This is a genomic window from Geminicoccus sp., assembly GCF_036263595.1.
Classification (GTDB): domain Bacteria; phylum Pseudomonadota; class Alphaproteobacteria; order Geminicoccales; family Geminicoccaceae; genus Geminicoccus.
In genome coordinates this window covers 1-13,392 of sequence record NZ_DATAGQ010000210.1, presented here as the reverse complement: position 1 = coordinate 13,392, position 13,392 = coordinate 1, and the positions used below count along the sequence as shown (strand labels likewise).

The 13,392-nt window shown below is 67.5% G+C and carries 13 protein-coding genes; 2 read left to right on the top strand and 11 right to left on the bottom strand.

What is annotated here, in order from left to right:
- On the top strand, nt 1-282 hold a 282-nt coding region (locus VHL31_RS23560; protein ID WP_329663697.1), incomplete at its 5' end, for an AI-2E family transporter.
- A gap of 10 nt (nt 283-292) precedes the next feature.
- Here the strand turns inward: VHL31_RS23560 and VHL31_RS23555 are convergent.
- The 9 genes from VHL31_RS23555 to VHL31_RS23515 form a co-directional block, all read right to left on the bottom strand.
- Entirely contained in the window at nt 293-1,690 is a 1,398-nt protein-coding gene (locus VHL31_RS23555) for a nucleobase:cation symporter-2 family protein (protein WP_329663696.1), read from the bottom strand.
- 84 nt (nt 1,691-1,774) lie between these two features.
- Nucleotides 1,775-2,005, bottom strand: coding sequence for a formate dehydrogenase subunit delta (locus VHL31_RS23550; protein ID WP_329663695.1), 231 nt, complete (start codon nt 2,003-2,005; stop codon nt 1,775-1,777).
- Nucleotides 2,005-2,847 (bottom strand): formate dehydrogenase accessory sulfurtransferase FdhD, encoded by an 843-nt coding sequence (fdhD, locus tag VHL31_RS23545; protein WP_329663694.1) that lies wholly within the window; start codon nt 2,845-2,847, stop codon nt 2,005-2,007. The genes VHL31_RS23550 and fdhD overlap by 1 nt, the downstream gene beginning before the upstream one ends.
- Complete coding sequence (fdhF, locus tag VHL31_RS23540; RefSeq protein ID WP_329663693.1) at nt 2,844-5,696, bottom strand: formate dehydrogenase subunit alpha; 2,853 nt, start codon at nt 5,694-5,696, stop codon at nt 2,844-2,846. Before fdhF ends, fdhD begins: the two co-directional genes overlap by 4 nt.
- Nucleotides 5,697-5,709: 13 nt before the next feature.
- Nucleotides 5,710-7,269, bottom strand: coding sequence for a formate dehydrogenase beta subunit (locus tag VHL31_RS23535; protein WP_329663692.1), 1,560 nt, complete (start codon nt 7,267-7,269; stop codon nt 5,710-5,712).
- A complete protein-coding gene (locus VHL31_RS23530) occupies nt 7,266-7,754 on the bottom strand; it encodes a formate dehydrogenase subunit gamma (protein ID WP_329663691.1) in 489 nt (162 codons plus the stop codon). Before VHL31_RS23530 ends, VHL31_RS23535 begins: the two co-directional genes overlap by 4 nt.
- 95 nt (nt 7,755-7,849) lie before the next feature.
- Nucleotides 7,850-8,764, bottom strand: coding sequence for a LysR family transcriptional regulator (locus VHL31_RS23525; RefSeq protein WP_329663690.1), 915 nt, complete (start codon nt 8,762-8,764; stop codon nt 7,850-7,852).
- Nucleotides 8,765-8,887: 123 nt separating this feature from the next.
- Nucleotides 8,888-9,391, bottom strand: a complete 504-nt coding sequence (locus VHL31_RS23520; protein ID WP_329663689.1) for a DUF1353 domain-containing protein — start codon at nt 9,389-9,391, stop codon at nt 8,888-8,890.
- A 14-nt stretch (nt 9,392-9,405) separates the two neighbouring features.
- The gene (locus tag VHL31_RS23515) at nt 9,406-9,630 is read right to left on the bottom strand and encodes a hypothetical protein (RefSeq protein WP_329663688.1); all 225 of its coding nucleotides are present in this window, start codon (nt 9,628-9,630) and stop codon (nt 9,406-9,408) included.
- Here VHL31_RS23515 and VHL31_RS23510 point away from each other — a divergent pair.
- Nucleotides 9,607-10,650 carry an adenylate/guanylate cyclase domain-containing protein gene (locus VHL31_RS23510; protein ID WP_329663687.1) on the top strand — a complete coding sequence of 348 codons (1,044 nt, stop codon included), beginning with the start codon at nt 9,607-9,609 and terminating at the stop codon, nt 10,648-10,650. The two genes, VHL31_RS23515 and VHL31_RS23510, sit on opposite strands and share 24 nt — an antisense overlap.
- 5 nt (nt 10,651-10,655) lie before the next feature.
- Here VHL31_RS23510 and VHL31_RS23505 read toward each other — a convergent pair whose 3' ends face one another.
- Together VHL31_RS23505 and VHL31_RS23500 are read right to left on the bottom strand one after the other, a co-directional pair.
- Nucleotides 10,656-12,965, bottom strand: coding sequence for a cation:dicarboxylate symporter family transporter (locus VHL31_RS23505; RefSeq protein ID WP_329663686.1), 2,310 nt, complete (start codon nt 12,963-12,965; stop codon nt 10,656-10,658).
- Nucleotides 12,966-13,106: 141 nt separating this feature from the next.
- Nucleotides 13,107-13,392: cupin domain-containing protein (locus VHL31_RS23500; protein WP_329663685.1), on the bottom strand; the 286-nt coding region annotated here is incomplete at its 5' end.

The following is a 13,392-nucleotide window of genomic DNA, read 5'->3' as shown; positions in this document are numbered from 1 at the left end:
ACCGTGATCTGGATGTACTCCACTGCCGACACGGCCACCGCCAGCCTGTTCCTTGCCTGGTGCCTGCTCGTGGGCATGATCGACAATGTGCTGAGGCCGCTGCTGATCGGCCGCGGCAGCGACGTGCCCCTCGCGGTCATCCTGCTGGGCGTGCTGGGCGGGCTGCTGGCCCATGGGCTGATCGGCCTGTTCGTGGGGCCGATCGTGCTGGCCCTGGGCCACCAGCTGTTCCGGGCCTGGCTCGGTCAAACGGACGAGCCGGCCGGCAGGCCCCCGGACTGACGTCGTCAGCTCAGGCGTGGTCGGCCGCCGCGGCGCTGGCCGACGCATGCGCGCGCGCCGTCTCCTTGCCTGCCAGACCGTTGAAGAACGCGTTCAGCGCGACGGCGGCGATCGCCGCCAGCAGGATCCCCGATTCCAGCAGCGGGTGCAGACCGTGGGGAAGGTTCCTGAAGAAGGCCGGGGCCACCAGCGGGATCATGCCGAAGCCGACCGCGATGGCGACGATGAACAGGTTGAAGCGGTTGGTACGGAAGTCGACGGCGCCGAGGATGCGTGCCCCGGTCGCGGCCACCATGCCGAACATGACGAGGCCGGCCCCGCCCAGCACAACCTGCGGTACGGCCTCCACCAGGGCCGACATCTTGGGCAGGAGGCCCAGGCAGAGCATGATGACGCCAGCGGCCACCGTGACCCAACGCGAGCGCACGCCGGTGACCCCGACCAAGCCCACGTTCTGGGAGAAGGAGGTGTAGGGGAAGGTATTGAAGATGCCGCCCAGCAGCGTGCCCACGCCATCGGCCCGCAGGCCCCTGGTCAGCGCGTTCTGGTCGACCTCCCTATGGGTAATGTCGCCGAGCGCCAGGAACATGCCGAGTGATTCGATCATCACCACGATCATCACGATGCACATGGTGAGGATCGGGACCAGGTGGAACTCGGGGATCCCGAAGTGGAAGGGCAGAACGACGCCGAGCCATGGAGCGGTGTCGACCTTGTCGAACTGCATGCGGCCGAGCAGGGCCGCCAGGACGGTGCCGGCCAGGATGCCGAGGAGCACGGCCACGTTGGCGACAAAGCCCTTGCCCCACTTGATCAGGGCCAGGATCACCAGCAGGACGAAGGCGGCGATGGCGAGGCCGTCAAGGGCTCCATAGGCCGGGTTTGGGACCTGCACCGTCTGCCCATCGATGACCCGGGTGAGCATCGGCAGGCCGCCGCCCGCCCAGTTGATGCCGACCCGCATCAGCGAGATGCCGATCACCAGGATGATCGTGCCGGTCACCACCGGCGGGAAGAGCGGCAGCAGGCGGCTGACGAAGGGTGCGATGACCGTGCCGAAGATGCCGGCCGCGATCACCGAACCGTAAATGCCGAGCAGACCCACCTGCGGATCGGCGGCCATGGACAGCATGGGACCCACGGCTGCGAAGGTGACGCCCATCATCACGGGCAACCGGATGCCGATGCCTGGCAGGCCCAGGCTCTGGATGATGGTGACGAGGCCGCAGGCGAACAGGTCGGCGCTGATCAGGAACGCGACGTCCTCGGGCGAGAGCTGCAGCGCGCGGCCGACGATCAACGGAACGGCCACGGCACCGGCATACATGACGAGCACATGCTGCAGGGCCAGCGGCAGAAGCTTGGGGACGGGCAGCCGCTCGTCGACAGGATAGACGGAAGACGTCACGGCATCGCTCCTTCGCCAGGTCGCCAGGAGTTGGCAGCGGCTCCCCCGGACGAAGCAATATCCGTGCAAGGACGACGTGGTGCGTCAGTGGCTGGTCGTGGCCGTCTCGGCATCCATGATCAGGCGCACGGCGGCCAGCGCTACCGGATCCAGCCCCTCACCGCCCGCCTCCACATGCGCCTTGATGTCCTTGCGCATGCGCGGGTCCCAAAACGCGCGGATGTGCTCGGCCGTCGCCTTCGCCTGGTCGCCCGGCTGGGTGGCGAAGAAGGTGGCGATCTGGTTGGCCATCTTGACCAGGCGGTCGTGGTTCATCAGCCGGTGATCCGGTAGTCGTGGGTATAGATGTTGAAGCCGGACGGGCGGGCGAACCCGATTAGCGTCAGGCCTGCCGCGTCGGCGAGTTCCACGGCAAGCGTGGTGGGGGCGGAAATCGCGACAAGAATGGGGAAGCCGGCGATGGCAGCCTTTTGGACCATCTCAGTGGAGCAGCGGCTGGTGAGGAGAAGAAAGCCGTTGGCGGGCTCGAGCGCTGCACGCGCCATGGCCCCTGTCAGCTTGTCCAGCGCGTTATGGCGGCCGACATCCTCGCGAACCAGGACGATCTCGCCGTCGTTCGCGACGAACGCGGCGGCATGCGCGGCACCGGTCTCGTGGTTGATCGACTGGCGCGCGGGCAGGGCCGCCAGGACCTCCTGCACGACGCGGGCACGGATCGGCGGCGAGGGCGGCAGGACCGGCAGGGTCCGCAGCGCCCGCTCGATGCTGAGGATGCCGCACATGCCGCAGGACGTGCCGGCGATCACCATGCGGCGGCGCTCCAAAAGCTTGTCCATGCGGCCTTGCGGGATGGACAGGCGGATCTCCACGCCGAGCACGACATCCTCGATCTCGATGCCGGTGATCTCGCCCACGTGCTGGACGATCTGCTCGGCCAGCGTGAAGCCGATCGCGAACTCGTCCAGGTGCTGGGGCGTGGTCATCATGACCGAGAAGGACACGCCGTTATAGACGATCGCCGTGGCGCACTCACCGGCGATGGTTTCGCTCCGCTCGACGAAATGGCCGTCCTGGAAGCGGCGCACCATCCGCGACGGCATGACCGGATGGCCACGCCGCCGCTTGCGCACCGGTCGATCCAGGACAGCCTCGCTCACTCGGCGGCGACCGTGGCGATCCTCCGCGTGTCCTGGCGGAACTGCTCGTACTCTTCCTGCCAATGCGACTGATGGTTGGTCTGGCGCACCTCCACCGCCGTCACCTTGTATTCCGGACAGTTGGTGGCCCAGTCGGAATTGTCGGTGGTGACGACGTTGGCCCCGCTCAAGGGATGGTGGAAGGTCGTGTAGACGACACCCGGCTGCATCCGCTCGGAGATCCGGGCGGTGAGCGCGGTCTCGCCGGAGCGGCTGGCCAGCATGACCACGTCGCCGTCGCGGATGCCGCGATGCTCGGCATCGTGCGGATGGATCTCCAGGACGTCCTGGTCGTGCCAGACCGAGTTGGCGGTACGCCTGGTCTGGGCGCCCACGTTGTACTGGCTGAGGATGCGGCCGGTCGTGAGCAGGAGCGGGAAGCGCGGGCCGGTGCGCTCGTCGGTCGGCACATAGGCCGTGACGACGAACTTGCCCTTGCCTCTGGCAAAGCCGTTCACGTGCATGGTGGGCGTGCCCTGCGGAGCCGCGTCGTTGCAGGGCCACTGGATCGAGCCCATCGCGTCCAGCTTGTCGTAGGACACGCCGGCAAAGCCGGGGGTGAGCGCCGCGATCTCGTCCATGATCTCGGACGGATGCTTGTAGGGCATCGGGTAGCCCAGCGCCTCGGCCAGGGCCACGGTCACTTCCCAGTCGGCCTTGCCGGCCATCGGCGGGATCGCCTTGCGGACGCGGGAGATGCGGCGCTCGGCGTTGGTGAAGGTGCCGTCCTTCTCCAGGAAGGAGGAGCCGGGCAGGAAGACATGAGCGTAGTTCGCGGTCTCGTTCAGGAAGATGTCCTGGATGACCACGCATTCCATGGCCGCCAGCGCCGCCGTCACATGCTGGGTGTTGGGATCGGACTGCGCGATGTCCTCGCCCTGGATGTAGATGCCCATGAACGAACCGTCGACCGCGGCATCCAGCATGTTGGGGATGCGCAGGCCAGGCTCCTTGTCCAGGGTGACCCCCCAGACCTGGTCGAACATGTGCCGGGTGGCGTCGTCGGATACGTGCCGGTAGCCCGAGAGCTCGTGCGGGAACGAGCCCATGTCGCAGGCGCCCTGCACGTTGTTCTGGCCACGCAGCGGGTTCACGCCCACGCCGTCGCGACCCAGATTGCCGGTCGCCATGGCGAGGTTCGCCATGCCCATCACCATGGTCGAGCCCTGGCTGTGCTCGGTGACGCCCAGTCCGTAATAGATGGCCCCGTTGCCGCCCATCGCGTAGAGGCGCGCGGCACCACGGATCTGCGCGGCCGGCACGCCGGTCATGGCCTCGACGGCCTCCGGTGCGTTCTCGGGCCGCTTGATGAAGTCCAGCCAGACCGCGAAGTCGGCGGGATCGCACCGCTCGGCGACGAACGCCTCGTCGATCATGCCCTCGGTCGCGATGACATGCGCGATCGCATTGACGACGGCGACATTCGTGCCGGGGCGGAGCTGCAGGTGGTACTCGGCCTGGACGTGCGGCGTGCGCACGAGGTCGATCCGGCGCGGATCGATCACGATCAGCCTGGCGCCCTCGCGCAGCCGCTTCTTCAGCCGCGAGCCGAAGACCGGGTGGCCGTCGGTCGGGTTGGCGCCGATCACCATGATGACGTCGGACTTCATGACCGAATCGAAGTCCTGGGTGCCGGCCGAGGTGCCGAACGCCGTCTTGAGGCCATAGCCGGTCGGCGAGTGACAGACGCGGGCGCAGGTATCGACGTTGTTGTTGCCGAAGCCGGCGCGGATCAGCTTCTGGACGAGGAAGGTTTCCTCGTTGGTGCAGCGCGAGCTGGTGATGCCGCCGATCGCGTTGCGGCCATACTTGCCCTGGATGCGGCGGAACTCCGAGGCCGCATGGTTGATGGCAGTCTCCCAGGAGACTTCCTGCCAGGGCTCGTGGATGGACGAGCGGATCATCGGCTTGGTGATGCGGTCCCGGTGGGTCGTGTAGCCCCAGGCGAACCGGCCCTTGACGCAGCTATGGCCGTGATTGGCCTTGCCGTCCTTGTGCGGGCTCATCCGGACCACGGTATTGCCCTGCATCTCCGCCTTGAACGAGCAGCCGACGCCGCAATAGGCGCAGGTGGTGATCACGCTGCGATTGGGCTGGCCGTGATCGATGACGCTCTTCTCCATGAGCGTGGCGGTCGGGCAGGCGTCGACGCAGGCGCCGCAGGAGACGCATTCGCTGTCCAAGAACAGCTCGCCGGCACTGGCGGACACCTTGGAATCGAAGCCGCGCGCCTGGATCGTCAGCGCGAAGGTGCCCTGGACCTCCTCGCAGGCGCGCACGCAGCGCGAGCAGACGATGCACTTGGACGGTTCGAAGGTGAAGTAGGGGTTGCTCTGGTCCTTGGTCTCGCGGAGGTGGTTCGCCCCGTCATAGCCGTAGCGGACCTCCCGCAGGCCCACGGCACCCGCCATGTCCTGCAGCTCGCAGTCGCCGTTCGCCGAGCAGGTCAGACAGTCCAGCGGATGATCGGAGATGTAGAGCTCCATCACGCCGCGGCGCAGCTTGGCGAGCCGGTCGTTCTGGGTCGTCACCTTCATGCCCGGCTCGACCAGGGTCGTGCAGGACGCAGGCGTGCCGCGACGGCCCTCGATCTCGACCAGGCACAGCCGGCAGGAGCCGAAGGCTTCCAGCGTGTCGGTGGCGCAGAGCTTGGGGACGGACACGCCGGCCACGGCCGCCGCATGCATGACCGAGGTGCCCATCGGCACCAGCACTTCCTTGCCGTCGATCTCCAGGCTGATGAGCTCGCCGCCGATCTTCTCCAGGGGAACGGCGGGGGTGCCGAAATCCTGCTCCTTGATGAGGCTCATGATGTCGGTCCTTCTACTCGGCAGCCTGCGCCAGGGGCGCACGGTCGAAGTCTTCGGGGAAGTGGGTGAGCGCGCTCATGACCGGCATCGGCGTGAGGCCGCCCAGCGCGCAGAGCGAGCCGTCGCGCATCAGCTCGGTCAGGTCCTGGAGCAGGGTGATCTGGTTCACCACGTCCTGCCCGGCCATGATCCGGTCCATCACCTCGACGCCACGGGTCGAGCCGATCCGGCAGGGCGTGCACTTGCCGCAGGACTCGATGGCGCAGAACTCCAGCGCGAACCGCGCCTGCCTGGCCAGATCCACGGTATCGTCGAACACGACGATCCCGCCATGGCCGATCATCCCGCCCTTGGCGGCGAAGGCCTCGTACTCGAAGCAGGTGTCGAACAGATGGGTCGGCCAATACGCGCCCAAGGGACCGCCGACCTGGACCGCGCGGATCGGCCGGCCGGTCAGCGTGCCGCCACCTAGATCCTCGACCAGCTCGCGCAGGGTCAGGCCGAAGGCGCGCTCGATCAGGCCGCCATGCTTGATGTTGCCGGCCAGCTGGATCGGCATGGTGCCGCGCGAGCGGCCGACGCCATAGGCCTGATAGAAATCCGCGCCCTCGGCCAGGATGGTCGGGACAGCGGCCAGCGACAGGAGGTTGTTGATGACGGTGGGCTTGTTGAACAGGCCCTCGATGGCCGGGAGCGGCGGCTTCTTGCGGACCTGGCCGCGCTTGCCTTCCAGGCTCTCCAGCAGCGAGGTTTCCTCGCCGCAGATATAGGCGCCAGCGCCCAGCCGCGCTTCCAGGTGGAACGCCTTGCCGCTGCCCAGGATGTCGGATCCCAGGACCCCGGCCTCCTCCGCTATCCGGATCGCCTCGTAGAAGGTCTTGAAGGCGTGCGGGTATTCGGAGCGGATATAGACGAAGCCCTTTTCCGCGCCGACCGCCAGGCCGGCGATCGCCATGCCCTCGATCAGGAGGAAGGGGTCGCCCTCCAGCAGCATCCGGTCGGCGAAGGTGCCGCTGTCGCCCTCGTCCGCGTTGCAGACGATGTAGCGGCGGTCGGCTTCGGCGGCAGCGGCCGTGCGCCACTTGATGCCGGTCGGAAAGCCGGCGCCGCCGCGGCCACGCAGGCCGGATTTCGTCACTTCCTCGACGATGGCAGCAGGCGCCATGGCCAGCGCCGCCTTCAGCCCGACCAGGCCGCCATGGGCCTGGTAGTCCTCGAGCGAGAGCGGCGCGGTGATCCCGCAGCGGGCGAAGGTCAGGCGCTGCTGGCAGATGAGCCAGGGCAGGTCGGCGACGATGCCGACGGAGAGCGGGTGCTTGCCACCCTGGAGGAAGCCGGCGTCGAACAGGCCCGGCACGTCCTTGGGCGTCACCTTGCCATAGCCGATGCGGCCAGCCGGCAGGTCGACCTCGACCAGCGGCTCCAGCCAGAACATGCCGCGGCTGCCGGTACGCACGATCTCGATGGCGAGCCCGCGGCTCAGCGCCTCGGCCCGGATGGCGGACACGACACGTCCCGCACCCACGGCAAGGGCGGCGGCGTCCTGGGGAACGAAGATGCGTACGGCCGTCACGCGCGTGCCTCCGAAGCGAGCGCCATGGCGGCGGCCTGATCCAGCCGACCATGCACCTCGCCATCCACGAGGGCGGCAGGGGCGGTCGCGCACAGGCCCAGGCAATAGACCGGCTCCAGGGTCACCCTTCCGTCCGGTGTCGTTTCGCCAAGGCGGATGCCCAGCGCCGTTTCCAGCGACTCCAGGATGCGGTCGGAGCCCATGGACTGGCAGGCCTCGGCACGGCAGAGCTTGATGACGTGGTTGCCGGCCGGCTCGTGGCGGAAGTCGTGGTAGAAGGTCACGACCCCGTGCACGTCCGCGCGCGACAGGTTCAGGACATCGGCGACGATCGGGATCGCACGGGCATCGACATGGCCGAACCGGTCGTTCAGCGCGTGAAGGATCGGCAGGAGCGGGCCTTCCAGATCCTTGTGTTCCAGTGCCACGGTGCGGACCAGGTCCGTGTCGAAATCAAGATAGCGACGCTGCGCGACCAAACGCATCGCCTCCCCGCGATGTCCAGGTTTGAACGGTTCTATCTGCCCATCCATCGGAATGTTCAAACGGGATAATTCGATGGCCTGATCGAAGGAAGCGATCACGCCGGCATGGCCTGATCCACGACATCCTGTAGCCTCAGGCCCAATGCCGCTTTTCGAAGAGCCTCGACCAGCGGCGGCAGGGGAGTCTGGTTGCGGAATACGAGGCCGATCTCGTGGCTGCGGGCCGGCTGGACCAGGGGGAGCGTGATCATGCCGGGGGGCGTGCCGGACACCCACAGGAAGGAGTGCGGAAGGACGCTCGACCAGGCGCCGGTGCGCATCTGCGAGTAGAGCGCCATGACGGAGTTGGTCTCGAGTCGCGGCTCGGGCTTCAGGCCGGCCTCGCTGAAGATGCCGTTCAGGATCCGCCGGTTCTGCATGTCGGGTGTCAGCAGGCACATCGGCACGATCGCCGTTTCGGCCCAAGTGACGTCCCGGCGCCCGGCGAACGGCCCGTCGGCAGGCGTGACCAGCAGGTATCGCTCGCGATAGAGCGGCACCGAGCTGACGCCGTGGAGCGGCTCGTTGTCGAGATAGGTGAGGCCCGCCTCGAACAGGAACTCGTCCAGGCCGCGCTGGATCTCGATCGAGGTGCGCGATGCCACGCTGAAGCGCACGCCCGGGTAGTTTTCCAGGATCGGCGTGGTGACCAGGCCCACGATCGGCAGCGCCATCGGAATGGCGCCGATCCGCAGATGGCCGGAGAGGCCCTTGCGCAGCGCGCTCATGTCCTGGTCGAGCGCTTCCCGCTCGGCCAGCATCCGGCGCGCCCAGTCCAGGAGGACGCGCCCTTCCGCCGTGAAGTCGCGAAATCGCCGGTCGCGCTCCACCAGCGGGGCGCCCACCTCCTCCTCCAGCTGACGGATCGCGGCGGACAGGGTCGACTGGGTGATGTTGCAGGCCTGTGCGGCGCGACCGAAGTGGAGCTCGCGGCCGAGCGCTGCGAAATAGGCGAGGTGGCGAATCTGCATGCACGCCGTTCCAGGATGTCCGGACGACGCAATCTGCCTTCGCTCGCGCTTGTCCGCTCGTCACGATGCGGCGGCTTCCTGGCAAGGACAAGCAAGCGGCACCCTAAGAGGACGCGAGCCGGATCAGGCCATGATCAGGTCGGTCCGGTAGCTGCGGTGGCCGCCGATCCGGACTCCCAGCCACATCAGCCGGGCCTTCCAGCGGGCAACGCCGCTGTCGAGCAGCGCGTCTTGGAAGATCTCGTCGGCGACTTCGCGCGAGACGTTCGCACCGAGAGGCCGCCGATAACAGAAATCATGCACGGTCGCGGCTTCATGGCCGACATTACCGAACAAGGCATAGGTGGCGTACAGGCGGGGAACAGAACCGAAGTCGGTCTTGAACCCGGCCGGCACGACGATCGTCAGATCATATCGTGTAATATACACGAACGGTTCGAAAAGCTCCCAGTCGACGCCATTCGGCTGCAGAACGACAGCCAGACGTCGGGGCATCCGATCAATGCATGAACCGTGCTCCACCTTGATCTCGGCCTGGTACATCTGGCACCTCGACGGACTACCGATCAGCAGGGCAATGCTCCCGCTGACCTGTTGACAGACGAGGATATCAGAGTTCGCGGCCATGCCTGTGATCCACCTCACAGGTTCGGTGTGATCAAGCTCACAAAGTAGGCGACCATGTGGGGGTAGCTCGGCTGACGGGCTGCCGAAATCGCCGACAAGGCCACGCCCGGAGACAACTGCAGACCAGCTTCCCACACCGCCTCGTCGTTACTGGTGACTCCCCGGATCGACTTGTCCATGATCGCCAGGACAAGCTGCGTGCGCGGGGTGGGGTTTTGGCGGTCGAGCTGCAGATCCACGAGCGGATCCTGAAGGACCTCCAGGACGGGGTCATCACGCTCGACCTCGAAGGCCGGATCATCACGATGAACCCGGCAGCAGGGCGCCTGCTCGGGCAGGTGCCGGACGAGGCAGTCGGCTCTTCCTATGCCGAGCTGTTCCTGCTCGACGAGGCGTTCGAGCCACTGAACGAGGTGCTGCTGGAGGCGATCTACGAGCCGGCGGTCACCCACGAGCGCGAGGTGGCGCTGATCCTGCCGCAGGGTATCCGCGATCTGATGGTGCGCACGACCGTCCTGCACGGGGAAGCAGAGAGCCCGGGCGGCGTCATCGCGGTGCTGTCCGATATTTCTGGCGAGCGAAAGCGCCGCAAGCTGAAGCGGCTGTTCGGCTCCTATATCGATCCCCGGATCGTCGAGCGGCTGCTGGACCAGGCCGACCAGATCGACGAGGGCAGCCGGCAGATCGCCACGATCGCCTTTTTGGACCTGCAGGGGTTCACCCGGCTGTCCGAGCTCCTGCCGCCGTCCGGCATCGTCGCGTTCCTGAACGCTTATCTGGAGGAAATGTCGGCCCCGATCGGCGCTAACCAGGGGGTGACGGACAAGTATATCGGCGACGGCATCATGGCGTTCTGGTCGCCCGTGTTCACGCCGCAGGGCGAGCCGGCGGTGCTGGCCTGCCGCGCGGCACTGGCGCAGCGGGCCCAGCTCGGCAGCCTGCGCGAGCGGATCCGGCAGGAGTTCAAGCTCCTGTCCGAGGCCGACGTGATCGAGATTCGCTGCGGCATCGCGACGGGCGAGGTGATCGCCGGCAGCCTGGGCCCACAGCAGTCGCGCACCTACACGGTGATCGGCGACGCCGTGAACCTGGCGGCCAGGCTGGAGGCGGCCAACAAGCGGCTGGGCACGCGCATCCTGGTGTCCGAGGCGACCCATGAGCGGGCGGCCGATGCGTTCACCTTCCGTCCGCACGGCACGATCGAGCTGCCCGGCAGGGTGCGGACGGAGACGGTGTTCGAGCTGCTGGGCGAGCGCTAGCCGGGTCAGCCTGCCATGCTGCCGATCCAGCCATGGCGTGCCGCGAATGGCAGGATCATGTCGTCCAGGACGTTCCAGCGGTGGTCTGGCTCCGGCCGGGGATGGCCACGGATCCAATAGTCGACCTGGTCGGCGAGCAGGCCCTGCGCCTGTTCCAGCGCCAGCCAGAGATTGACGTAGCGGACGAAGTCGTCGGACCCGCGGGGCAGCAGGTAGGCCAGTGGCAACGGCGCCCCGATGTTCTGCGGCACGACGGCGGTATAGCCGCTGCGGGCACTGGTCCAGGCGGCCGCCTGGTCTGCCGTCCACAAGGCCCCGTCGATCGACGGATCGTCCGGCAGCACGTCGTAGGACGGCAGGATCCGGATATCGGCGCGCGGGAACATGTCGCGGACCAGCGGCTCCAGCACCGGGTCCTTGAAGATGGCGAGGCGCAGGCCGTCGCGGGCGGCGATGAGATCATAGGCCAGGAATCGCGGTGCTGCGGCCGACGGCACGATGAAGGCTAGCGGGCTGGTCAGGTAGAAGCTCGACACGTCCATCGTGCGCAGCCGTTCCGACGTCGCATAGGCGCCGGCCATGACGATGTCGTACAGGCCGCGGTCGACGTCCGCTTCCAGCGTGTGCCAGGTGACCGGCACGAACTCGATGCCGACATGCAGCGCGCGGGCCAGCCGGTAGGCGGCGGCGACGTCATAGCCGACCAGGTCGCCCTGGCCATTGACGTAGCTGAACGGGACGATGTCGGCGCCATAGCCGACCCGCAACTGGCCGCGCCGTCGGATCGCCTCGAGGTCGGCAGCCCCATCGAGCGTGGCGAGGGCGGCCGGACGCTCGCGATGGACGACCGCCGTGACGCCGTCAGTCGTTCCTGGGGCCAGGGTGCGTGCCAGGATGGCGGCGTCGCTTGGCGAGGGGAACAGGCGGCTTTCGATCATCCGGCCGCCCAGCACGATCGCGCCGAACAGGACGAGGCCCCCGGCGAGGGCGGGCAGGAAGCCACGGGTCCGGCAACGTTCGCAGCCGAAATAGATCATCGGCACGGCGAGCGTGACGAAGGAGAAGCCCATGACCGAGAGGGCAACCTGGCCGTAACGGGTGACGGTCATCGTCTCGATGTAGAGGTTGGGCGCGTCCGCCGGCAGGTTCAGCCACTGCGCCAGGAAGGCCACCGCTTCCACCGAGGCGCTGGGCGAGCCGATGCCGGCCAGCAGGGTCATGAAGGGGAGCAGCACCATATCGCCCAGCGAGAGCGGGGCACGGTAATGATAGCTCAGGTAGAGCACGAACAGGGCGATGAAGTAGTTGCCGAGCTGGCAGAGCACGTAGCTCAAGGACAGGGTCGCCCGCACGACGTCCTTGGCTTCCTCGCCGGTGACGCCCCGCTCGGCCAGGAGGCGTTCGGCGACCTTCTGGACCTGCGGCAGGGCCGCCGCCGAGAGGGTCGTGACCAGGGCGAGCGTTAGGGCCGGGCGCAACTCGGCCAGGATCTCGCGGGCGCCGCGCGACACGAACGGGCGGAGTGCCAGCGGGATCACCACGAACGCTAGGAGGAAGGTGCCCAGGAGGTAGAGGGCCATGTAGGCCAGGAGGCTGTCGGCTACCTTGGGGTCGACCGTGCCGGCGGTGCTGGCGAACAGAGCGAACACGCCCACGGGCGCGAAATAGACGACCCAGGTCCAGATCGTGACGCTCGCCTTGCGCAGCACCTCCATCGCGTCAAGGAAGCTGGTCTTCTGCGGATTGGACTGGATGGCGATGCCGAAGAGGATGGCGAACACCACGATGGCCGGCACGGCGTTCTGGTAGAGCGACGAGGCGAGATTGGCCGGGATCAGCAGGTCGATGAGGTTGGCCGCGGTGGCGGGCTGGCTCCCCGGCGTCAGGAGATTCGGCAAGGGCGGGCTCGGAATGACCAGGCCCAGCAGGAAGAGGGTCGCGAGCGTCGTGGCCCAGACGATCAGGTAGATCGGCCAGCTCGACCGCAGCAGGCGCGGTGCGCGCTCGGGTGCGAGACCCCCAAGGCCGAGGAGCAGGGAGCAGATCAGGTAGGGAAAGACCGAGATCTCCAGCATCTTCGCATAGGCCAGGCCCAGCGGCTGGAGGAGGCTGGCGCGTTCGCCGATCAGGATGCCGACCAGCAGGCCCAGGACGGCACTGCCGAGGATCCAGGTGGCGAGGCCGGCCGAGGTCGGCTGCGTGGGCTTGTCGTCCGCCGCGGCCCTGACGGCCGAGCGATGTCCGCGCCACCAGGCCAGGAACGTCGAGCCTGGATGGTGGGGCGGATCCGGTAGCTCAACGTTCGACCCGGCCATCCGCACCGTCTCTGCCTCGACCCTGCTGGCGGCGCATCTTGGTGGGATGCAGGCGCCTCACCAAGCTGTTTCCAGGAAGGTGCAACGCAGGCGCCAATGGGTATGGCAAGGGACGTTGCCGTCCGTGCCGGTGCCCCGCGGTCAGGCCAGGAACTCGTCCCGCCTCGGCGTGAACACGTCGATGAGCGCTCCCTCCTCCAGGGCAACGCAGCCATGCACCGCGTCGGATGGCACATGATAGATGTCGCCCTGGTGAAGCCGTCGCGTCTCGCCGGCGATGGTGACGTCGAACACGCCGCGTTCGACCACGCTCACCTGGGTGTGGACGTGCTGGTGCATGGCACCCACCGCCCCCTTCTCGAACGCCACGCGGACGGTCATCATCGTCGGATCGTGGCTCAGGATCTGGCGCCGCACGCCGGGTGCG

Coding starts and splice junctions, on each gene's coding strand:
- VHL31_RS23530 (WP_329663691.1), bottom strand. CDS start 7,754: ATGCGTTTGGTCGCGCAGCGTCGCTATCTTGATTTCGACACGGACCTG.
- VHL31_RS23505 (WP_329663686.1), bottom strand. CDS start 12,965: ATGGCCGGGTCGAACGTTGAGCTACCGGATCCGCCCCACCATCCAGGC.
- VHL31_RS23525 (WP_329663690.1), bottom strand. CDS start 8,764: ATGCAGATTCGCCACCTCGCCTATTTCGCAGCGCTCGGCCGCGAGCTC.
- VHL31_RS23550 (WP_329663695.1), bottom strand. CDS start 2,005: ATGAACCACGACCGCCTGGTCAAGATGGCCAACCAGATCGCCACCTTC.
- fdhF (WP_329663693.1), bottom strand. CDS start 5,696: ATGAGCCTCATCAAGGAGCAGGATTTCGGCACCCCCGCCGTTCCCCTG.
- VHL31_RS23520 (WP_329663689.1), bottom strand. CDS start 9,391: ATGGCCGCGAACTCTGATATCCTCGTCTGTCAACAGGTCAGCGGGAGC.